This window comes from Kitasatospora sp. NPDC056184 (genome assembly GCF_042268405.1).
In the GTDB taxonomy this organism is placed as follows: domain Bacteria; phylum Actinomycetota; class Actinomycetes; order Streptomycetales; family Streptomycetaceae; genus Kitasatospora.
Map to the genome: position 1 here is coordinate 73,927 of NZ_JBHJUI010000001.1, position 21,889 is coordinate 95,815.

At 75.6% G+C, this 21,889-nt stretch carries 13 protein-coding genes; all 13 read right to left on the reverse strand.

Features of this window, described 5'->3' with window-relative positions; all coding sequences use genetic code 11:
- Positions 1–53: 53 nt before the first annotated feature.
- Genes ACFC0B_RS00325 through ACFC0B_RS00385 form a run of 13 tightly spaced genes read right to left on the reverse strand, consistent with a single transcriptional unit; the run spans position 54 to position 21,873 of the window.
- Positions 54–2,276, reverse strand: coding sequence for a hypothetical protein (locus ACFC0B_RS00325; RefSeq protein WP_376080027.1), 2,223 nt, complete (start codon positions 2,274–2,276; stop codon positions 54–56).
- On the reverse strand, positions 2,273–6,031 hold the full coding sequence (locus tag ACFC0B_RS00330; RefSeq protein ID WP_376080030.1) for a putative baseplate assembly protein: 3,759 nt from the start codon (positions 6,029–6,031) through the stop codon (positions 2,273–2,275). The genes ACFC0B_RS00325 and ACFC0B_RS00330 overlap by 4 nt, the downstream gene beginning before the upstream one ends.
- Positions 6,028–9,294, reverse strand: a complete 3,267-nt coding sequence (locus tag ACFC0B_RS00335) for a putative baseplate assembly protein (RefSeq protein WP_376080032.1) — start codon at positions 9,292–9,294, stop codon at positions 6,028–6,030. The genes ACFC0B_RS00330 and ACFC0B_RS00335 overlap by 4 nt, the downstream gene beginning before the upstream one ends.
- Positions 9,291–9,698, reverse strand: a complete 408-nt coding sequence (locus tag ACFC0B_RS00340) for a GPW/gp25 family protein (protein WP_376080035.1) — start codon at positions 9,696–9,698, stop codon at positions 9,291–9,293. The genes ACFC0B_RS00335 and ACFC0B_RS00340 overlap by 4 nt, the downstream gene beginning before the upstream one ends.
- Entirely contained in the window at positions 9,695–10,027 is a 333-nt protein-coding gene (locus tag ACFC0B_RS00345) for a hypothetical protein (RefSeq protein ID WP_376080038.1), read from the reverse strand. The genes ACFC0B_RS00340 and ACFC0B_RS00345 overlap by 4 nt, the downstream gene beginning before the upstream one ends.
- A 13-nt stretch (positions 10,028–10,040) precedes the next feature.
- Complete coding sequence (locus ACFC0B_RS00350) at positions 10,041–10,550, reverse strand: phage baseplate assembly protein V (RefSeq protein WP_376080041.1); 510 nt, start codon at positions 10,548–10,550, stop codon at positions 10,041–10,043.
- An 18-nt stretch (positions 10,551–10,568) separates the two neighbouring features.
- Positions 10,569–11,663, reverse strand: a complete 1,095-nt coding sequence (locus tag ACFC0B_RS00355; protein ID WP_376082298.1) for a hypothetical protein — start codon at positions 11,661–11,663, stop codon at positions 10,569–10,571.
- 55 nt (positions 11,664–11,718) lie between these two features.
- Positions 11,719–12,072: a hypothetical protein gene (locus ACFC0B_RS00360; protein WP_376080043.1), complete on the reverse strand. Its 354-nt coding sequence runs from the start codon at positions 12,070–12,072 to the stop codon at positions 11,719–11,721.
- Positions 12,069–12,716, reverse strand: a complete 648-nt coding sequence (locus ACFC0B_RS00365) for a hypothetical protein (protein ID WP_376080046.1) — start codon at positions 12,714–12,716, stop codon at positions 12,069–12,071. The genes ACFC0B_RS00360 and ACFC0B_RS00365 overlap by 4 nt, the downstream gene beginning before the upstream one ends.
- Positions 12,713–13,309, reverse strand: a complete 597-nt coding sequence (locus ACFC0B_RS00370; protein ID WP_376080049.1) for a hypothetical protein — start codon at positions 13,307–13,309, stop codon at positions 12,713–12,715. Before ACFC0B_RS00370 ends, ACFC0B_RS00365 begins: the two co-directional genes overlap by 4 nt.
- A gap of 40 nt (positions 13,310–13,349) precedes the next feature.
- The gene (locus ACFC0B_RS00375; protein ID WP_376080052.1) at positions 13,350–19,544 is read right to left on the reverse strand and encodes a DUF4157 domain-containing protein; all 6,195 of its coding nucleotides are present in this window, start codon (positions 19,542–19,544) and stop codon (positions 13,350–13,352) included.
- Entirely contained in the window at positions 19,541–19,918 is a 378-nt protein-coding gene (locus ACFC0B_RS00380) for a hypothetical protein (RefSeq protein WP_376080054.1), read from the reverse strand. The genes ACFC0B_RS00375 and ACFC0B_RS00380 overlap by 4 nt, the downstream gene beginning before the upstream one ends.
- A complete protein-coding gene (locus tag ACFC0B_RS00385; RefSeq protein WP_376080057.1) occupies positions 19,909–21,873 on the reverse strand; it encodes an ATP-binding protein in 1,965 nt (654 codons plus the stop codon). Before ACFC0B_RS00385 ends, ACFC0B_RS00380 begins: the two co-directional genes overlap by 10 nt.
- Positions 21,874–21,889 lie beyond the last annotated feature (16 nt).

Below are 21,889 nucleotides of genomic sequence, written 5' to 3' on the forward strand. Positions count from 1 at the left end.
CACAGGGTCGAGGTCGGGGAGAAGGTCGGGAGCAGGGCGGGAGCGGAGGAGGATCAGGTGACGAAGAAGACTCCGGCGTCGGTGCCGGCCGGGGTGTACTCGGCCAGCCGCGCCCGCAGGTTGTCCTCCCGCTGGGGCTGGAACAGGTCGTGGAAGGCGCCGAGTTCGGAGCCGTCCTCGGCGCCGCGGGTGATCTCCGGCGCGCAGCCGGCGGCCAACTGGCCGTAGCCGGGCGTGCCGTAGCGCAGGCCGGTGAACAGCGGGCGGACCCGGGCGGCCTCCAGGTCCCGCAGCCGGGCGGCCTGCGCCGCGGGCAGCTCGCCGCGCTCGACCAGTTCGGTGACCGCCGAGCGGACCAGGTCGGGCTGGCAGGCGTACCGGCGCGGGGTGCGCGAGCCCGGGGGGACGTAGCAGAACCGCAGGCAGCCGAGCGCGCGGCGGGCCACCCGCAGCCGCCCGGTGAAGACGCAGTCCTCGGCGATCGGCACCGCGTGGGCGTGCACCTCGCCGACCACCGTGGAGCGGTGCGCGTGCAGCAGCGCGTGGGCGTGCGCGCAGTCGGGCCCGGAGAGCGCCGGCCGCTCGGGCCCGGTGGCGTCCAGGACGCTGTCGTCGAGGTGGATCTCCAGCGGGTCGGCGTCCACCTCGTCGCCGACGACCTGGATCGCGCCCAGGACGGTGCGCTCGATCCGCACGCAGGCCGTGGTGCGGTCCAGCACGAGGCTGGGCTCCTGCGGCGCGTGCGGCGCGCAGTGCGGCTCCAGCGACCAGCCGGGCACCAGGGTGCAGTGCCGCAGGGTGACGGAGGCGAGCGGACCGGTGACGTTGACCCCGCGGCCGGTGATCAGCAGGCCGTCCAGGACCAGCCGCCCGCCCGGGTCGACGCCCCGGACGTTGAGCGCGTCCGGCCGGTTGCTGTACCAGTCGAGCAGCCGGATCACCGGACGGGTGCCCTCGGCGGCGCGCAGTTCCAGGCGGTCGTCGGCCGCCAGGTCGAAGTCCAACTGCTCCTGGTAGGCGCCGCTGTGGGTGATCTCGATGACGGCGGAGCCGCCCGCGGCACCGGCCTGCTGGTCGGCGCGCCACTGCTCGTACACCTCGTTGATCCGCTCGTACGGCCGACCGGGGCCGACCCGGTACACCGTCCGGCGCGGGGGCTCCGGGCGGTCGCGCGGGTACTCCCCGCCGCCGGTGTCGTCGGCGAACACGTAGTGGTGGTCGACCCAGACGCCGCGGCGCGGGGCGGTGCGGGCGCCGAAGGCGATCCGGCCGAGCACCGGGTCGACGGCGACCTGGCCGCGCTGCGGCCGGTACGTCCAGTCGGTGAGGTCGGCCACCGTGATCTCGGCGGGCGGGACCGGTTCCCGGGCGCCGTCGCGCCAGATGGCGAAGCTCTTGCCGGGCCCGTAGTAGTCGGCCGGGTTCTCGGCCAGCTGTCGGCGCCGGATCGGGGCCGGCACGTTGTCGATCGCCGCGAGATGGGTGGCCGAGGGCTCCGGCTCGGGCCTGGTGAAGAGCGGGGCGTCGTTGCCGAGGACCGAGAAGGTGAAGAGGTTCCTGGCCCGGTCGATGCAGTAGGCCGGGGCCCGGGTGACGGAGTACGGCTTCAGCCGCCAGACGTAGAGGGCGACGCCGGCCGGCGTGTAGCCGCCCCGGCGGCGGGGGGAGGCGGCCCGCCGCACGTCGACGGTGTGCGCCTGCTCGTCGAAGGGCCCGCCGAGCAGGTCCAGGGCGGCGCCCCGCCGGACGTCGACCAGCCGCCCCCGGCCCGACCGGCGGCGGTCGGCCGGCTCCTCCTCCGGTCGCAGCAGCCGCACCGGCCGGGTGCCGCCGAGCAGCCGGGAGAGCTCCACGGCCCGGGCCGGCCAGTCGGCGACCGAGGCGGACAGCTCCTCCAGCAGGGCGAGCGTGCCCTTGCGCCGGCGGTTGGCGACGGTGTTCGCGACGTCGAGCCGGGGCGCCAGCCGGGCGGCGAGCCGGTCGCGGGCCGCGGCGCGCTCCGGGGAGGCGCCGCCGTGCAGGCCGGTGGCGAGCACCTCCTCGTAGCCGGGCAGGATCCGGTAGCCGACCAGGTCGCCGAGGTAGGCGACGGCCCAGTCGGCGGCGGTCTCCACGAACCAGTCCCGGTAGCCCTGGTCGATGCCGCCGCGGACGATGTCGACCTGCTCGGCGATGACGGCCAGCAGGGCGCGCAGCGGCTCGCCCGCCTCGGCGTCCCGCAGCCGGTGCCACTGCGGCAGCAGCTCCAGCAGCCCGTCCGGGTCCCGCTCGCTCATGGGCGGACCTCCTTGAGGATCAGCGTGTCGGGCAGATTCGGTGACAGCAGGGCGAGTTGGGCCGGGCGGATGCCCCGGAAGACCGTCAGCACCCGGCCGGCCGGCAGCGGGCGGGTGTCGGTGACGGCCGGGTTGAGGCGCAGCAGCTCCGCCACCGTGATGCCGTGCCGGGCGGCGATGTCGGTGAGGGTCTCCCCGGCGGGGTCGCGCACCCGGTAGCGCTGCTCGTCGAAGCGGGCGAGCCGGGCCGGGACGGTCGGCTGCGGCCGCGCGAGCTGCTCGGACAGGTGCTCCAGCCCCTCGGGGGTGAGGCTGCCGGGCACGCCGGTGAAGGCGTCGACGTCGACCCGGTCCACGCCGGGGACGGCCTGGGCGACCGCGAGCACCTCGGACAGGTGGGCGCTCTGGCCGAGTTGGCGCCCGCCGTAGCCGAGGCGGTCCAGCAGGGCGCGGCGCAGCGCCGGTTCGACGAGGTCCCAGGAGTGGTCCGGGTCGACCTCGACGCTCAGGGCGACGACCAGCAGGACGAGTTCGCGCAGCGCGACCTCGACCGGCAGCCGCGGGTCGCCGTAGGCGGCGAGCGAGGAGCGCAGGGTGCGGACCAGGTCGGAGTCGGCGGTGAGCGGGATGTCGTCCACCCCGGCCACCGTGACGTGCACGAGTTCGCGCCGGCCGTCGGAGAGCCGGGTGGCGGCGGCGCGCCCGATGCCGGCCCGGGAGCGGGTGAAGTCCTCGTAGTCGGGGACCGAGACCAGCCGGTCCAGGGCGGTGACGGCGAGCGGGATGGTGCGCCGGGCGAGGCCCGGGCCGTCCGGGCCGGCGCCGCCGGTGGCGGGCAGCGGGTTGACGACGGCGGAGACGCCGAGCGGACGGGTGGTGAGCTGGGTGATCCGGCCGGCGCCGACGTTGCCCGTCTCACCGATGCCGATCCGGTAGCGAGCGCGGACGTTCTCCCGGCCGGTGGGCAGGCGCGAACCGTGCACGCCGTCGCCGAAGGTGACGGTGGTGCGGCCGTCGGTGGCGGTCGCGGTGACGTAGACCTGTTCGTCGGCGCCGCGCCCGGCGAGGCTGTCGACCTCGTGCCAGCGCACGCCGTCGACCCGGACCTCCAGGGTGCTGCGCGCGCCTCCGGGGGTGTCGGCGGCCAGCCAGGTGAGCGGCGACTGCCAGAGGGCGAAGCGCTGGCCCGGGACGCCGGCGTCGCCGCTGCCGATGGCCTCGTCGCGGGTGGCGCCCTGGGTGGCGCGGACCACGTTGCCGAGGACCTGGACGGTGTCGCGCCGGTAGCGGTGGGCGAGGTCGGCGCTGAGCGTGATCGTGGTGCGGACGGTGTCGCCGGGCAGCCGCGGGTCGACGCCCTGCTCGACGCCGGCGATCATGGCCAGCTCGGTGGCCCGGACCCCGGTGGTTCCCGGGATGTCGGTCCGCTCGCCGCCGACCGTGATCCACCGGCCGGGGGTCAGCCCGTCGTAGAGCCGGGCGAGTTCGATCCGGCCGCCGTGGACGTCCTCGGTGACGGGCTCGTCGGCGAGCCGCAGCGACTCCCCGCGGGCGTAGACGGTGGCGTCCCTGATGTGCGAGAGCTGGGTGTCCTGGTCGTCCAACCACGGCTGTTGCAGGGTCAGTTCGGTCACCTTGCCGGTGATGCCGAAGTCGGCGCGGGAGATCACCCGGACATCGGTCACCCGGGTGATGACCTCGGCGAGGTCGCGGCTGCCCGGGATGCCGCCGTCGAGTCCCTTGCGCGGGCGCTGGACGACCACCCAGCTGCCGGGCGCGATCTGGTCGTACACGGCGTCGAGGGTGAGGACGGTGCCGGAGACCGGCTGCAGCTTGGTGGTGAGGACCACCTCGACGGCGGCGGCCGACTGGTCGGTGGCGGGGGAGCGGTGCACCCGGACGTTCAGCTCGCCGGACTCGCCGGTCCTCTCCTGGTCCGGGTCGAGCCGGTAGTCGAGCGCGGGGCCGGGCCCGCCGTCGATCCTCACGTGCACGCGGTTGTCGGCCTGCGGGCGGGAGACGAAGACCGTGCGCTCGGGCAGCTTGGGCAGGAAGCGGGAGCTGACGCCGGCCTCCGGCTCGGGGGCGGGGGCGTGCGGGTCGGGCTGCGGGGCCGGCGGCGCGGTGGTGACCACCTTGACCTGGCCGGGCCCGAACGGGAAGGTGTGGTCCCACGGCAGCGAGAAGCCGCTGTGCACCAGGCTGCCGGCCTCGACGTACGTGAAGTCGGCGGTCTCGGGGACGGCTCCGGTGGCGTCGAAGGTGACCCGGACGCCGATCAGCGTGCTGCCGGAGAGCGGCCAGTCCACGTAGCGGTCGATCCGGCCGTCGTCGCCGAAGACCGGCTTGAGCGGCGCGGTGGCGCCGAACGGGGTGGCGACCACCCGCATCGCCTGGATCTCGTGCACGGCGAGCGGCGCGGTCAGGTCGACCCGGCGCCAGGCGGGGTAGAGGCCCTCGCGCAGCCGGGGGTCGAGGGCGGCGAGCAGCTGCGCGCCGAGGTCCGAGCCGGGGGCGAAGAGGCGCCGGGGGTCGCGCGCGAGGTCCCGGGCGCTGAGCGGGGGCCGGGTGGGGGCGGTGCGCAGCGCCGCCAGCAGCGCGCCGAGTCCGCGCACGGCCGGGTCGGCGGGCGCGGAGCCGGGCGGCTGGGGCTCGGACCGGTCGGGCGCCTGCGGCGGCTCCAGCTGGTGGGCGCGGTCCTGGAGGCCGGCCAGTTCCCCGCCGAGGCGGTCGAACCAGTCGGCCACCGGCCGCTGGGACCGGGCCAGTTCGGCGGCCTCGGCCGCCCGGGCGATCACCGGGGTGAGCCGGTCGGCGAAGTCGGCCGGGGTGCTCAGCGGACCGGACGGCAGGTCGAGGTCGGCGCGCAGCGGGGCCAGCACCTGCGCGTCGAAGTCCCGGACGATCCGGCTGTGCCGGGGCCTGGGGTCCGGGGCGGTCGGGGAGTCCGTGATCCGGTCCGCCAGCTCGGCGCGCAGGTCCTTGAGGGTGCGCAGGTCGCGGGGCAGCCCGATCACGGTGACGTCGTTGTCGCGGTCGAGCCGGACCTCGGGCACCAGCCGCAGCACCCGGTGGACCGGGTCGGCGGCCCGGTCGGCGCTGAAGACGAACAGCAGCCGGTCGCCGGGCCTGATGTTGTTGGCGGTGCCGGCGGCGAACAGCTCGGCGCGTCCGCCGGGGTTCAGCTGGCCGGGCGTCAGCTGGTACGGGCGGCGGCGCAGGACGGCCAGTTCGTTCCAGGCCGCCCGGGCGGCGAGGTCCTCGGCGGTCTCGAAGGACTGCGGGTCCTCGCCGGGGCCGGGCACGCTCTGGCTGCGGGCGCCGCGCGGCACGGTCACGGTCGGGTCCTCGGCGGCCCGCGGGTCGTGGTCGAGGGTGTAGGCGAGGTAGGTGTCGGCGGCCACGCCGGGCCGGGGCCGGTGCCCGACCAGCCGGCCGAGCAGGGTGAGCGAGGCCTCCTCGGTGGCGGTGCGCAGATAGCCCTCGTTGGCGATCCGCTCCGAGGTGAAGGTCAGCGCGTCGGCGAGCACGGCCCAGGCGTCCAGCAGCGCGATCGCCGGGTCGTCCGGGATGCGGACCGTCAGGCCGCGCAGCGCCGGGTAGGCGGGGCCGGACAGCCGGGCGAGCTGGCTCGCGAGGAACTCCCCGTAGTGGCCGACGCGGTAGCCGATGGCGTCCAGCCCGGGCGGGTTGAACAGCGGGACGGGGGTCGCGGTCGCGGTACCCGCGCAGCCGCAGGCGCACTGGCCGGTCATCGGCCGCCTCCGATCACGATCGAGAGCCGGCCGTTCTCCGGCCGGTCGGGGTCGTTGTCGCACAGCGCGATCTCCAGCGCGCCGAGCCGCAGCAGCCCCTCGGCGGGCTCGCCCTCGTCCCGCCCGAACTGCCGCCGCAGCCGGGTGACCCGGGCGCTGACCACGCCGGGGACGGCGGCGGCCGCGGCCACCAGCCGGGAGACCCGCACCGGGTCGCCGAAGCCCAGCGCGTCGGGGTGGAAGAAACCCGGGCGCCCGTCCGGCCGGGCGCGGCTGCCCAGCACCCGCCGCAACTCGGCCAGGACGTGGCCGCGCTGGTGGCCTGGGGCGGCGCAGATCCGCAGTTCGAGGTCGATCGGCACCAGCAGCGCGGGGCGCACGACCAGGTCGTGGCCGATCCTGCGGTACGCCTCCAGGCCGTGCCCGACGGCCTCCAGCAGGGCGCTGTCCGCCGCCGCCTGCCCGTGGGGCTCGACGGCGACGTGGACCTCCTGGACGCTGCCGGTCCAGCGGAGTTCGGCGGCGGCGCGCCGGACACCCGGCAGGGCGGCGGCCAGCTCCGCGTAGTCGGCGGCCGTGACGGCCCGCAGCCGGGTGCGGCGCAGCGCGAGCGGGGCCGACTGGCGGACCTGGTCCAGCGGTTCGGGCTCGACGCCGCCGGTGGCGGGCAGCGGGTTGCGGACCAGGAGCACCGCGTCCTGCGGCCGGGCGGCGCCGCCCTCCCGCGGGTGGCACGGCCCGTCCTGGCAGACCACCAGGTGGTTGACGGCCTCCGCGCCGACGTTCCCGGCCGCGCCGTTGCCGATCCGGTAGGCGATCCGCAGCTCCGCGCCGGGCCGGGGCGGCAGGCCGTGGCGGCCGTCGCCGAAGCGCAGCGCGAGGCGGCCGTCGTCCTCCACCTCGCCCACGAAGTGCCGGTCGCGGGGGCCGTCGGCGAGCAGGTCCCGGCGGGGCGTCCACTCCCGTCCCTCGGCGGTGGCCCGGACCGCGGGCAGTGCGGCGCGCGGGTCCTGGACGGCGATCCCGCGCGCCGGGCCGGCCAGCGCGGGGGAGTCCGGGTCGAGCCCGGTGGCGTACCGGGCGCCCCAGCTCTGGGCCACCTCCCAGACGCCGGGGTGCCGCAGCGGCACGCCGGAGCGGGCCCGCGCGGTGAGCACGTCGAGGCGGCGCAGCTTGGCCGCGAGCAGGTGGCCGCGCCGGGCCAGCAGCTCCCGCAGTCCGGCGGTGGGCCGCTCGGCGAGGTGCAGCTCGCGCACCGCCTGGGCGCCGAACAGCAGGGTCAGTTCGGCGAGTTCGGCGCGGGAGAGGTGGTGGCCGCGGCGCGCCCGGTGCCACAGCTCCTCCAGCCGCTGCCGGACCCGCTCGGGAATCGCGGCGAGCAGGGCGGCCTGTCCGGCGCAGACGTCCGCCCGGTCCGGGTAGGCGGCCGCCTGGGTGACCGGCGCCTCGTGCAGCAGCGGGCGGAAGTGCTGCGGCAGGACGGGGTAGCGGGTCTGGTCGAGCAGCGTCTCCAGCGCCGCCGCCTGGGCGTCGGCGGTGGGCGGCTCGACGACGGCGCCCCCGCCGTCCTCGCCCTCCGCGCCCGCGCCGGGTGCGAGCCGGACGCTCAGCCCGGCCCGGAGCACCGCCGCCTCGCCGACCAGCGCGGCGAGCTCGCGCACCTGCTCCGGGCCGAGCCGGCGGCCGGTCCGGGCCCGGTCGAGCAGTGCGTGGACCGCCTCCGCGGCGGGACTGCCCCCGGTGCGGTCGGCGCAGCCGGACCCGCCCGGCCCGCAGGGCGCCACGCGGACCGGCTCCGGCGGCACCGCGACGGTCTCCGGGGCCCCGCCGCAGAAGGTGAGGGAGCGGCCGTGGTCGACCAGGACGACGTTGCCGCGGGCGACGCTCACGTCGGGGATCGGGTCGCACGCGGTGCCGCCGTGCGCGGAGAGGCAGACCGGGAAGGAGAGCGCGTCCTCGGGCGCCCAGGCGACCTCGACCACGGGCTGCCCGTAGAGCTCGTCGACCAGGGGGGTGACGGAGGTGAGGCGGACGGCCTGGCGGTGCGCGGGGTCGGCGTCGGCGGCGGCGCCGGTGCGCGGGCCGAGCACCTCCTCGACGATCAGCAGGTCGCCGGGGCGCAGCGCCAGGCGCCGGGGGCGGGGCCGCGGCCGGCCGTCCCCCTGACGGTCGCCCTCCTGCCGGCCGTCCTCCTGCCGGTCGCCGTCCTGCTGCTCGGCCGCGTCCTGCTCGGCCGGGTGCCACTCGTCGCGCAGGGTGGCGGAGGTCGCGCCCTCGGGCAGCACGCAGTCCTGGTCGCCCCAGGTCCAGAACCGCAGGGTGTTGTGCGCGGGGTGCAGCACCAGGTCCGCCCCGCCGAGCGGTTCGAACACCTCGACGGAGGCGGTCCGGGTGAGCGCGTCCAGCTCCTCGTCCGGGATCACCGTCGACAGCTGCGGGCGCTCCTGCGGGCCGAGCCGGCCGAGGTCGACGGCGGCGAAGCGGAAGGTGCCGTGCCGCAGGGTGAGCGGGCGGTCCGCCGCCAGCGCGACGAACGCCCGGGCGTTGCAGCCGTCGTGCACGGCGTAGTCGATCAGCCGGACGTGGCGGCGCACCGACACCCGGAGGCGGGCGGTGTCGAGGTACGCCTCGGTGGCCACCGCGTCCTGCTGGTAGGAGAGCTGGTCGGCGGTGTAGGCGAGCAGCTCGACCAGGGTGATGCCGAGGTCGGGCAGGTGCCGCTCGGACCAGCCGGGGGTGGTGAGGCTCATCCGGTCCAGTACGAGCCGCCGCAGGCTCTCGTAGTCGCGGGCGGTGCGGTCGATGACGGGGGCCGGCCGGACGGCGGGCGGGCAGCTCTCCTCGGTGCGGCAGTCGTAGGGGGAGGGGCAGTCGAGGCCGAAGGAGAAGCCGGTGCTCGCGTACCGCGGGTCGAAGCCCGGGTACGGGCGGGTGCCCGGCCGGCCGTGGGCGTCCGCCTCGACCACGGTCAGCCGGTAGCGGGAGGTGTCGCCGGAGCGGTCGAGGGTGACGCGCATCCGGTCGTCCAGCTCCGGGTCCTCCGCGCGCTCGATGTCGACCGCGACGGCGCGCAGGCCGGTGATCCGCCGGCCGCCGTCGACGCGGATGTTCTCCGGGCCCAGCTCCTCCGGCGCCCGGCCGAGGAAGGTCACGCCCAGGGTGCGCCCGTCGTCCTCCGGCTCGGCGCCGTCCAGGCCCAGCAGGTGCGCCGCGCGCACGTCGGCGCGCCGGAGTTCCGTCCCGCACTCGGTCCGCCCGGTCATGCCGCCACCCCGCCCTCGAACACGTCCTGCCGCCGGGTACCGGTCCGCAGGACGACGTACGCCAGCTCGACCCGCACCACGTTGTCCTCGCTCTCCACGTCGAGCGAGGCGACCTCGATCACATCGCCGAGCCACCGCTGCAGCGCCGCCTGGACGGACAGCTGCAGGGTGGCCGCCAGCTCCGGGCTGTTCGGCGCGAAGACCAGGTCGAGCAGTCCGCAGCCGAAGTCCGGGTGCATCACCCGCTCGCCGGGGCTGGTGAACAGCAACTGCTCGACCAGGTCGCGCACATGGTCGTCGTACGCCGCCTCGGCGGTGCGCCCGCGGCTGTCGATCCGGAACGGGAACGCGAGGTCCGTCCGGGCCGGTCCGGCGCCGTTCCCGGAGCGCTGCGCGGTGCTCATACCCCCACCGCCCGCTGCTGGACGACGGTCACGATCGGCGGCCCCTGCGGGACCTGCTCGGCGCTCTGGCACAGTCCGACGGCGGACTGCGGCAGCGCGGGGGAGCCGTTCACCCGGATCCGGGCCGAGGGCACCACCCAGCGGACCGTGACGCAGGGCTGCGGCTTGCCGGCCACGGTGAACGGGCAGCCGGTCACGGTGTACGGGTCGGCCGTGCTGGTGACGGCCTGGCCGGCGACCAGCACCCGCGCCTGGGCGGGCCGGGCCGCCGCCTGGGCGCCGTGCGGGCAGGTCACCGTCGCATTGACGTGCAGCAGATTTCCGGGCACGAGGTCTCTCCCGTCAAGTCACGCTCAGGGCGTCCTGGTTGATGGATACGGTGGCGCCGACGAGCGAGATCGAGGCGCCCTGGCCGTTGCTGATGCGGATGCCCGAGTCGTTGATGACGATCGAGGCCCCGGTCGGTGTGCGGAGGGTGATCCCCGTGGTCGGATCGTCGGACAGCACGATCACCCGCCGTCCGGAGGTCTCCAGCACCGTGTTCGGCGCGCCCGGCGGCCCGGTCGTCGCCTCCACCGGGACCTCCGTGGCGGAGCCGTACCAGCAGCCCGTCCAGACCGGGTAGCTCTGGTCGCCCTGCTCGAACTCCAGCCACACGCCCGCCCCGACCGGCGGGACCGCGTAGTGCCCCATGCCCGGCCCGGCCACCGGGAAGCACGGCATCGCCCAGCCCGACACGACGTCGCCCAGCACGTCGGGCACCTGGGCCTGGATGCGGCCGATCCCGAGCGGGTCGGCGTTGTTCACCACCGTCGCCCGGAACTTGCCGAGGTAGCGGGTGGGTTCGGCCATGCCGGCAACTCCTCCTGGTCACGGGACGACGGTCGGCTGGAGGGCGATCAGGCCCTCGCGGGTCAGCGTGAAGTTCTGGGTGTACGCGCCGCGCTTGAGGTTGTGGGTGACGCTCTTGACGAAGTACAGGCCGTCGTAGGTGAGCCCGGCGCCGCGGACGCCGACCAGCTCGCGCGGCCGCAGCACGCGGCCGTACCGGACGACGTCGAGTTGGCCGGAGCCCGAGACGGCGTCCGCCGACTGCATCGCCTGGGCGATGATCTCGGCCACGGCCTGGGTGGTGTCCTTCTTGGCGGTGTCGGCGACGACCTTCTTCTTCAGCGCCGGCGCGGGCCTGAGCGCCAGCGGCGGGCGCAGCACGGCGACCTCCGGCACCGGCAGGACGGAGGACACCTTGGTCGCCGGGAGCTGGATGCGGGCCTCCGGCTCCTCGCGGGCGGTCCCGTCGAAGGCGAACGTGAGCTGGTCGACGTTGGACAGCGCGTCCATGTTGACGTTCAGCGCGTGCTGCGGGACGCCGAGCCGGTTCTCCGGCCCCCAGTAGGCGCGGCTCGTCCCGGGGAACGGGCCGGGGTCGAGGTAGAACACGTAGCCGTTGGCCTTCGCCAGCTCGGTGACGTACCCGAGGTCGGTGCCCTTCTGGAAGTCGATCCGCCGGATCGGCATCGGCGTCTGCGGCACCAGCTCGGGGATGACCAGCGGCACGATGCCGTACTGGCCGTACAGGCTGATGATCGCGGCGACCCGGGCCGCCGGGGACATCGCGGGGAAGGGCACCGCGGCCCGCTCCTCCAGGTCCATCAGCACCGTGAGGTCCTCGCCGGTGACGGTGAGCGTGGACTGGCCGGGCTGGTTGCTGATGCCGGCCTCCTGGCGGATGATCACACCGTCCATCAGCACGGTCGGGGTGCCGGTGACGGTCGCCACCAGCACCACCCTGGTCTTCGGGTCGAAGAAGCCGCCCGGCAGCAGCGCGGTGTTGATCAGGCCGTGCTTCGACAGGTCGAAGGCGAGCTGGAACCCGCTGCGCTGCCCGGACGCCACCGTGACCTGCGCCGACAGCAGGGCGTCGGTCACCGGCTGCGGCACCGGCACCGGGATCTGCGGGCCCATCAGCAGGCTGAGCCGGATGGACCCGACCGGGCCGTCCCCGGTGACGGCCGGGGCGTCAGGCACGGCCCACCCCCGGCACCGCGCCGGGCAGCGCGACGGTGATCCGCCGGCCCGGCGTCGCGGTCAGCTCCCGTGGATCGACCACCGGATTCGCGTCGGCGATCCGCCACCACTGGTCGGCGCTGCCGAGGTAGCGGTGGGCCAGCAGATCGGGGCGGTCACCGGTGCCGACGGTGTGCTCGGCGAGCGGGGTCAGGCCGTCCGGGGCCGGCAGTAGCCGGCGCCCCAGGTACGGCACCTGCCGCCCGTCCGGTTCCGTGCGCACCGAGACCGGGACGCCGTGGTACCGGCTGGTCAGCGGGTACGGCGAGGGCGCGGGCAGCGCGTCGAACGGGTTGCCGGCGGTCATTGGAGTCCTCCTCCCAGGCCGAGCGCGCCCAGCCGGCCGTCGGCCGCGGCGCCGACCAGCCGCTCCTTCTGCGCCAGGTGTGCGAGGTAGAGCTCGGCCCCGCGGTGGCCGGTCGGCAGGTCGCTGACGGTCAGCACGCGCAGGCCGATGGCGACGGTGGCCCGGATCGGGTTCAGGTCGATGTCGAACGCCTCCTCGGTGATGGTGAGTTCGGTCAGCCGCACCGGCAGGATCCGCTTCCCGCCCCAGGTGAACAGGGTCAGCGGCGCCTCGATCGGCGTGATCTCCAGCGTGCCGAGCGCGGCCAGCGCCTGAGTGGCCCGCAGCCGCGCACTGGCCGGCTGCACCAGCAGCTCCAGCGTGGCCAGCTGCGGATGGACGCCGTTCGGGGCCGGCACGTCCAGTTGGTCGGTCGCGTCCAGCTCCGCGGTGAACTTCCAGGTCTCCACGGCCGGCCCCTTGAGCCGCAGCGCCTCCGTCCGGTCCCCGCTGCCGTCCGCCCCCGCCGTCTGCGGGGCCAGCGACCGCTCCAGGCTGTCCGGGTTGAACTGCAGCACGACGATCCGCTGCGGCGTGCCGCGCTGCGGGTCGACGATGACCAGCCCGGACCGCACGGGCCTGGGGGCGTCCGTGTAGCCCGTCATGACGCGTCACCCTCCGATGCGAGGGCCGTCGCGATGCTCGCGGCGCGTGACCGAAGCTCCTCCACCTGGTCGTGCGACGCGATCTCCCTGATCCGGGGGAGGAACTGCGGATAGCCGGTGTACGTCGCGGCCCAGAGGCCGGCGAGTCGGACCTGGGGCTCGCTGTCGGTGTACGTCCCGCTGATCCGGTGGAACACCTCCTCGTCGAACTCCGCGGTCGCGGCGAGCCCGATCCGGAGGATGTTCCTGACCCGTTCGCGGGGTTCGTCGGCCTCGTCGAGCCGCTCGAACAGTTCCGGAAGGGTCCACGGCCGCAGGTGATCGAGTACCGGACCCACGAACGGTTCCACCGCGGGCCGGCTCGGTCCGGCGAGGACGGCGTATCCGATGCCCGACACGGCATCCACGACGTAGTGCAGCGAGACGTCGTCCGTGCCCAGCCAGATCACCTGCCCGTCCACGCCCTCGTGCTTGTCGCGGGCGATCTCCCGAACGAGCTCCCAGCCGAGGCCGCGGGCAAGGTCGTCGGCCTGCTCGGCGCCCACTCCGGGCCGCAGGACATATCGATCGGACTGGTATGCGTACTCGGTCACGCTTGTCATCCTTCGTGCGGCGAGCGGAACGCGGCCCGCGCTATTTCCGGTTCTCGGCGAGGTACATGTCCTTCAGCACGGCGCCGATCTTGGCGAAGAGGGCCTGCTTCACCCTCTCGTCCGTCGGATCGACGCTCTCCAGCCCGAACTCCTTGACGATGGCGGGAATCCTCTCCTCGATGCCGAAGTCCTTGACCCAGGCGGCAACGGACCTGACATGGCGGTCCGCGAGCTTGTCGGCGTTCTTCAGGGGGCGCAGTTCCCTGTTGTACCTGTTCCTCGACTCCCTGTTGAATTCGTCCACCTGTGCCTTGCCGACCCCGGGATCCGCGCGCATCTGCTTCAACTTCTCGACGTCGGCGGCACGCTCCGCCTTGATCCGGTCGCGCTCGCTCTCGATGGACCGGGTGCCGGCCAGATCGTCGGTCAGCCACTCCCCGCCCTTCTCGGAGCCGGAGAAGGCGGCAGGGAGGGATTCGAAGACGCCCTTCAACACGCGGGGCCGGTTCTTCCCTTCCTTCTCGTTGACGAGGCGCTGCACCACGAGGGCGTTCGTCACCAGGGCCTGCGGATCGCGCTCGACCTCCTGCCCGGCCAGCAGCCAGGCGGTTTTGAGCATGTCGGTCCGGTCCTTCTTCGGGATCCCGGACGGCTGCGGCCTTCCGCGGAAGAAGTTGTCCATGAAGGTGACGTAGGCGTCCCATTGGCCGTTCTTCGTCAGCTCGTCGGCTATGCCGGGCTTCTTCACCCCCTTCGTCGTCTTCGTCAGATAGATGTGACTCAGCTGCTCCTCGGACAGGAACCCTTCGCCGACGACCACCTTGTTGGCAGCCTTGTCGCCGGTCTGAGTGCGTCGGAGCGATGCGATCTGCCCCTGCTCGTCGGGGAAGTCCAGAACGTCCTGTTCCTTCTGCTGCAGCGGATCGAGCGCCCGCGTCTTCCTGGTGATCGCGGGCGCCGGGACGGGTTCCCGCACGGTGTGCCGGGGGACGCTGCCCGGCTCCTTCTGCGTGACGTCGACATTCCCGCTCGCCTTCACGATCCCCGGATCGTTCTCGATCTCTTTGGCGAGTCGGTGGAGGAATTCCAGGACCTCGCGGCGCGAGATCGTCACGTCCTGTCCCTTGAGGACCAGATCCTCCGGATTGATCAGCGCGACGATCCCGAAGTGCTCCGCGCCGCGGACCGCCAGGTCCGTGAGCCGGTACCACAGGCGCATGCCGGCCAGCGCCGCACGGAGCGCCGGGCGTGGAACACCGCGCGCCAGCATCCGTTGGACCCGCGGCCGGATGCGGGCGACGACCAGGTCGAGGCGCTGCCGCTTGGCCTCCGGCGAGTTCTCGTGGGCGCGGCGTTCGGCGCGTTGCTGCCGGCGCTTGCGCTGCCAGGCGCGGAGGCGGTCGCGTTGCTTGCGGTAGGCGTCGCGGATCCGGTGGGCGCCGTTGGTGAGGGCACGGCCCAACCTGCTGGTGAGGAGCTTGCGGCCGAGGGCGCGGGCAGCGGCCCGGACGCGGCTGAGGGCGGCCCTGACGGTCTGCCGGGAGGCGTTGAGGGCGCGGCCGACGGGGGAGGCGGCGCGGCGGCGCGCGGTGGGCTTCGGGCGGGCGGCCTCGCGGCGCGGGCGTCCGGGGGTGGCGGCCGGGCGGTGGGCGGTGGGGCGCTCCGCGGGGCCGACGGTGTGCCGGGCGGGCCCGGTGCGCGCGGGGCGGGGGCGGCCGGGGGAGGGGCGGCGGCGCAGCGACCGGGTGGCCCGGCGCAGGCTCGCCCGGGCCTTGTTGACGGCGTTCCCGGCCGCCTTGCGGGCGCCCTTTCCGGCCTTGGCCAGGCCCTTGAGGATCCGCTGCGCGATCCCCTTGAGCCTGGTGCCGACCGCCTTGCCGGCCCCCTTGAGCTTGCTCAGCAGGAAGTTGGAGATGAAGTCCAGCAGCGCGACCACGCCCGCCGCGACCGCGTCGGCGAACAGACAGGCGGCCGATCCGGACTTGACGGCCTTGAGGAAAGCGACGAACTTTCCGATCGCGGCGACGATCCGGCTGATGGTGTTCCAGGCCGCGACCAGCCCCTGGACGATCGCCATGATCGCACCGGCCGCCGGCACGATCATCGACACCAGCTTCTCGACGACGAGCGAGATGATCATCCCCGGCAGCGCCGCGACGATCGCCTGCCAGGCCATCCGGCCGATCTGGGCCATCGAGATGCAGCCCTTGACCAGGACGTTGACGATCGTGGAGGTCAGCCCGACGACCGACTCCACCTTCTCGTTGAACCACGTCCGCACCGCGCTCTTGATCGCGCCCCACAGGTGGTGCTGGATGCCGTCGATCGCGGCGGTGCCGAGCTTCTTCAGCCAGCCGCCCGGGTCGGGGGCGATGTCGCCGATCAGGGCCGCGAACTCGCCGAAGACCGCGATCGCCTTCCGCACGAAGTCGATGGCGTCCAGCACGGCCTTGCGGACCGCCTCCACGGCGGCCTTCAACCCCGCCTCCAGCGCGTTCAGCAGCGCGTTCAGTCCGGCGGCCAGCGCGTCCAGCAGCTTGTTGACGGCGTTCTTGAGCCGGTCCGCCCAGGCGTTGACCTCGGCGATGGCCCTGTCCCGCCACTCCTCGATCTTCTTGCGGAACCTGTCCCGCAGTTCGGGGAAGGCCGCCAGCAGGACGTCGCAGATCCTGATCAGCGCGTCCGCGAGCCTGGTGATCAGCTCGACGGCGAACTTCCGCGCCTGGTCGATCGCCCAGTTCGCGAACGTGCGGAAGCCGTCGATGATGTCGTTGATCAGGCCGCGGAAGTAGTCGAAGACCTTGGTGACCGCCTCGACCAGCGCGTCGAAGGCCGCCTTGACCTTGGACTTGACCCAGCCCCACCAGCCCTCGGACTCCTCCTTCTTGCGGTCCTTCTCCTTCCGGGCCTTCTCCTCGGCCTCCTTCCGCTTGTCCTGGATCTTCCGGTTGTCCTGCTGCCGGCGGTCCTGGACGTCCTTGTCGGCCGCGGTGCGCTTGTCGTCGATCCGGCCGCTCGTGTCCCGGTGCTCGGTGCCGGCGTCCTGGTCCGCGGTCCGGATCCTCCCGTCCTGCTCGGTGCGCCACCGCTCGCGCTCGGCCCTGACCTTCTCCGCGGCGTCGCCCCGCTCGCCGGCCTGGGCCTCGGCGTTGTCGGCGACGGCCCGGTCGATCTCCGCCTGGTTCTGCCGGCGCGCGTCGGCCTCGCCCTGCCGCTGTGCGGCCTGTTCGGAGCCCAGCCGGCCCTGGCCCTGGCCGACGGCGGCCTGGATCTGCGGGCCGCGCTCCTGCTGGGTGACGACGCCGATGCCCGGCTCGGCGCCGACCGTGCCACCGGCCCGGGCAGCTCCGCCCTTGCCCCCGCCGCCCGGGACGGAGGCGGTGAGGGTCTCCTGCGGCACGTCCGGGTAGATCAGGTCCTCGCCCATCGGCTTGGCGGTGTCCTCCCGGCCGACGCCGAGGATCCTGCCCGAGCTCTCCGTGAGCTTCGCCGCCTGCCGGTCGGTGCGCGCCGGGTCGCTCTCCCCGGTCAGTTCGACCCTGGGCGCGGGGCCGACGGTGGTGTTCAGCGCCGGGTCGGTCGAGGGCACGCCGTCGACGGCGACCTGGACCCGCTGCACCTCCTGCGCCGAGACCTGGTTGCCCGCGTCGTCGGCGACGTGGGGATCGGCGACCCGGTCGGCCGGGTTCCGGCCCTCGGCCTTCTTCTGCTCGGCCTGCTGCTTCCTGCCGTCCGCGCCCTCCGGACCGACCCGCTCCAGCCGTTCGGTCACCGCCTCGGCGGGCGGAGCGGCCTCGGGCGGGCCGGACCGGGTCTGCGGGGCGCCGGACGGGCGCCGGGCGGTCGGCGGGGCGGCCTGCAGCCGGGCGTGCTGCTCGCCGACCGTACGGTCGACCGAGCCGTCCACGCCGTCCAGGGTGGTGGCCAGCTGATCGGGCGGCAGGCTCGCGGCGGTGGCGAGCGCGCTCTGCGGGTCCTGGCCGGAGACGTCGGGCGGGGCGGGCTTCTCCTCCCGCTCGGCCGGGGCGCCGCCGCCCCCTGCCGCACAGCCGGTGCCGCCACCGCCACCGCCGCCTCCGGCAGCGTCCGGCTCAGCCTCGGTGGTGGGCTGCTGCGGGCCCGCGCAGGCACCGCCGCCGGACTCCAGGGAGGCGTCCGGGGCGGGCCGGGCGGCGAGTTCGGCCGGTGCGTCCGCCTGCTCGGCCGCCGGACCGGGTGCGGCCCCGGGGGCGCCGTCGAGGGTGCTGTCGAGGGCGCCGGTGGGCCTGCCCGGGGCCTCGCCGCCGACCGGTCCGGCCCCGGCGTTGGCCGTGGCGGGCGCGGCGGTGGGGGCCGGGACGTCCGGCTCGGGTGCGGCTTCCCGGGCCTCCTCGGCTGGCGCTTCCGGCTGCTCCTCCGCTTCCGGCCGCGGCTCCGGGGCGGTGGGTTCGGCGGCCCGCGCCGGGTCCTGGGCCGGGTCGGGGCCGATCTCCTGCTCGACCGGGTGCTCCGGTTGGAGGTCGCGGCCGGCGCGGTCCTCGGCCTCCCCGGCCTCCCCGGCTTCCCCGGCCTCCGCGGCGGGCGTCGGGGGGACGGCGGCCTCGGGCTGGGCCGGCGCGAGCGGTGCGGCCGGCTCCTCGTCGACCTCCGGCCGGCTCTCCCGCTCCTCCTGGACCTTCTCGGCCTTGGTCGCGGGCGGCTCGGGGAACGCCGGTGCCTCGGCGTTCGCGGCGGATGCGCCGCCCGTCGACAGCGAGAGCCGGTCGAGGGTCGGGACGGCGGACAGGTCGAGGTCCGCGGAGGGCAGGAAGTCCGCGGGCCCCAGCCCCTGCTCGGCGGCGGCCGGCTGCGGCGGCTCCTCCTGATCCGCTCCCGGAGCCTCGCGGACCTCGGACTCCGCGCCGGTCTCCACGCCCAACGGCCGTTCCTGGTCCTGGGGTTCGCCCTGCGGGTGGTCGCCCTCCAGCAGCCCGTGCCGGGCGAGCGGGCTGTCCGGGGACTGCGCGACCGCGTCCAGGCGCTCGGGTTCGACCGGCGCGGGCTGCGGCGCCGCGGCGGCGGGTTCCTGCGGCCTCGTACCGGCCGAGGGCTGGACGGCGGCCTCCGGTTGTGCGGCTTCGGGTGTGCCGGTGACGGGGGCGGTTTCCGCTGCCGGGGCGGGCGTCTCCGGTGCGGTCACCGGTGCCGTTTCCACCGGGGCCGGGGCCGGGGCCGGGGCCGCCGTGGGCGCCTCCGGGGCGGTCGCGCCCTCGGCGGGCGGTGCCGGTCGGGCGTCCTGCCGGTCCTGCTGCTGCGGGTGCTCCTCCCCGCCCGGCGTGCCGTCCTGCTCCTCGCCCTGCTCGGGCCGTCCCTCCGGGCCGTCCGGCCGGTCGTCCTCCTGAACCGGTTTCCCGGGCCGGCCGGTCTGCCCGGTCGGCCCGGGTTCCTGTTCGGCGGTCGGCCCGGCGGTCTCGGTGACCGGCTCGGGCGTCTGCGCGCCGTCCACCTCGGCAGGGCGGTGCTCGGCGGCCTCGACCAGCTCCAGCACCCGGGTGTAGTCCGAGGAGGGCAGCCGGTCCGCCAGCCGTTCCAGCACGGAGGCCTGCAACTCGGGGGCGAAGCGCGCGAGTTGCAGGCGCACCCGGCCGGACGAGTCGGTCGGGTCGCCGCGCAGCGAGCGCAGGATGCCGCCCGCCAGCCGGTCCACCAGGGTGGCCGGATCGAGCCGCTCGGTGCGGAACCGGTCGGCGTCGACCGTCGCGTAGCGCAGCCACCCCGGGGTGGCGCCCGGCGTCGCCGCCGCCGGCCCCTCGCCGCGCGCGGTGTGCTCCGCCTCCCGTTCGATCGCGTCCTGCGGCAGGCTGACCGCGCCCAGGTCGCGGCCGGCCCGCAGCGCGCCGAGCGGGTTCGGGGCCTGGACGGTGTGCAGCAGCTCGTGGGTGAGCAGCCGCCGGCCGTCCTCGGCGGCCGGCCGGTACCTGCCCTCGGCGAAGAACAGGTCCGGGCCGACGGCGACGGCGTCCGCGCCGAGCAGCTCGGTCAGCGCGGCGGAGTCCCGGTCGGTGTGCACCCGGACCCGGCCGAGGTCGTGCCCGAGCCGCGCCTCCAGTTCCCGGCGCAGGCCCGGGTCGAGCGGCTGCCCGGCGCCGGAGACGATCTCCTTCGGTTCGGGCGTCCGGGCCTTCGGCGTCCGCGTCCTCCGCCGGGCCGCGCCCTGCTCGGAGCCCTTCGACGCGGTGGCGGTGGCGGCCGTGGTGGTGGCGGTGGGTCGGCTCATGCCCGCCCCCGTCCCGGCGACCGGCCGCCGCCGGACAGCCCGGCGTGCACGGCGCGGGCGAGCGCCTCGCCGAGCCGCCGCGGGGAGGCGTCGGCCGGCAGCGGGGGCAGCCCGGAGAGCAGGTCGAGTACGCGGTCGCCGCCGGCCGCGAGCGGCACTCCGCGCGCCTCGACCAGCCGGGCCAGTTCGCCGCGGAACGCCGCCGCCACCCGGTCCCGGTCGATCCCCGCGAAGCCGTCGAGGACCAGCTCGCCGATCTCGACCTCGATCCGTCCGGCAGGACCCCGCTCGGCCCCGCGTTCGGGCCCGGGTCCGGCCCCGCGTTCGGGCCCGGGCCCGGTCCGGGGATCGCGCCGCCCCTCGGTCAGATCCATCCACCGACCTCCGAGGGTGTCAGCGAGCGTTCCAGCTTCAGGTACTCGGTGCGCGCGGCGGCCAGCAGGTGCCGCATCTGCAGGGGGCAGTCCTCGTCGGCGGCCTGGAAGGCGGCCGACAGCGCGATGTTGCGGATGGAGCCGCCGGTCACGGTGAGCTGGGCGAGCCGCTCCGGGTCGAGGCCCTGGCGGGGGGTCCGTTCGGGGATGACCCGCCGCCAGATCTCGGCGCGCTCCGGCACCCCGGGGAACGGGAAGTCGACCACGAACCTGATCCGCCGCATGAACGCCGGGTCCAGCGCCTTCTTCATGTTGGTGGTCAGCACGGCCAGGCCCCGGTAGGCCTCCATCCGCATCAGCAGGTAGCTGACCTCCAGGTTGGCGTAGCGGTCGTGGCTGTCCCTGACCTCGCTGCGCTTGCCGAACAGCGCGTCGGCCTCGTCGAACAGCAGCAGCGCGCCGCCGCGTTCGGCCGCGTCGAAGACCCGCCGGAGGTTCTTCTCGGTCTCGCCGATGTACTTGCTGACCACCTGGGAGAGGTCGATGACGAACAGGTCCACACCGAGCTGCCCGGCGACCACCTCGGCCGCCAGCGTCTTCCCGGTGCCCGACCCGCCGGCGAACAGCGCGGTGACGCCGAGGCCGCGGCGCAGCACCGACTCGAAGCCCCACTCCTGGTAGACGGTGCCGCGCCGGCGGACGTGGGCGACGATCTCGCGCAGCGTCGCGCGCTGGCGCTCCTCCAGCACCAGGTCCTCCCAGCCGGCCCGCGGCTCGACCCGCCGGCCCAGCTCGTCCAGGGACATCCGGGCCTCCAGCAGCCCGGCGTGCCAGGCCAGCGGGCTGAGCTCCCGGTCGTCCCCGGCCGCCCGCCGGGCAGCCGCCGCGGCCGACCGGATCACATGGCCCGGCAGGGAGAACTGGGCGGCCAGCGCGCGCAGTTCGCCCTCGGTGACACCCGGCGCGCCGGCCAGCGCGGCGGTCCAGATCGCCAGCTGCTCCTCGGGGCCGAGCGGGGGCACGGTCAGCCGGGCGCGGTCCGGGGCGCCGGCGGGCGGCGGATCGTCGCCGGAGACGACCAGCGGGACCGCCAGGCCAGCGAGGAAGGACTCCGTGCCGTTCGGGGTCCGCGGGCGCTCCCGGTCCGGCTCCCCGCCCTCCACCAGCAGGGCGGCCGGGATCAGGATCGCCTCCCGCTGCCACAGTCGGGCGAGCTGCTCGCGCTCGGCGGGCTCGGCGGGCAGGTCCTCGCGGTGCGCGGCGTAGAGGACGAGCCCGGCGCGGTGGGCCGCCGTCGCGGCGATCTCCCAGCGGGTGCGGCGGTCGGCGCCGGTCAGTTCGGCGTGCGGCGGGCCGGTGAGCCCGGCGTCGGTCCAGCACCGCGCCAGGTCGGCGGCGCAGCGCTCGTGCGGGGCGGGCAGCGCGCCGGGCGGCCCGACCCGGGTGAGCAGGCCGTGCAGCCGCACGTCCAGGTACGGCACGCCGACCAGGAAGTGCAGCACCCGCTCGTCGATCCGCAGCCGGGAGGTGGTGAGCGCCGTCTCGTCGTCCAGCTCGACCAGCCGGAACCGGCGCAGCGGGGCCACCGGGGTGAGCGCGCTCCAGTGCGGCCGGTCCAGGGCGGCGAGGGCGAGCGAGAAGGTCGGGTACCCGCGTGCGGGGTCGCCGCCCGCCGCGGCGCACCGGGCGGCGGCGGTGGGGTCGATCGCGGGGGCGGTGGCCAGCACGAGGACGTCGCGCTCGAACGGGGTGAGCCCGAAGGAGGCGGCGAGCGCGTCCAGGGCCGTGGCGGGTTCACCGGGCGGCGGCGCGGGCTCGCCGGACCGCGGCCGGACGGTGCGCCCGGCCGCGTGGGCGTCGACCCGGGCGAGCACGGCGGCGACCGCGGCCGACAGCGCCTGCCGGTGCGGCTCGTCCGCCGGGCCGCCGCTGCTCCGTCCTCGGCGCGTGCTCATCGCTCTCCCCCCGTCC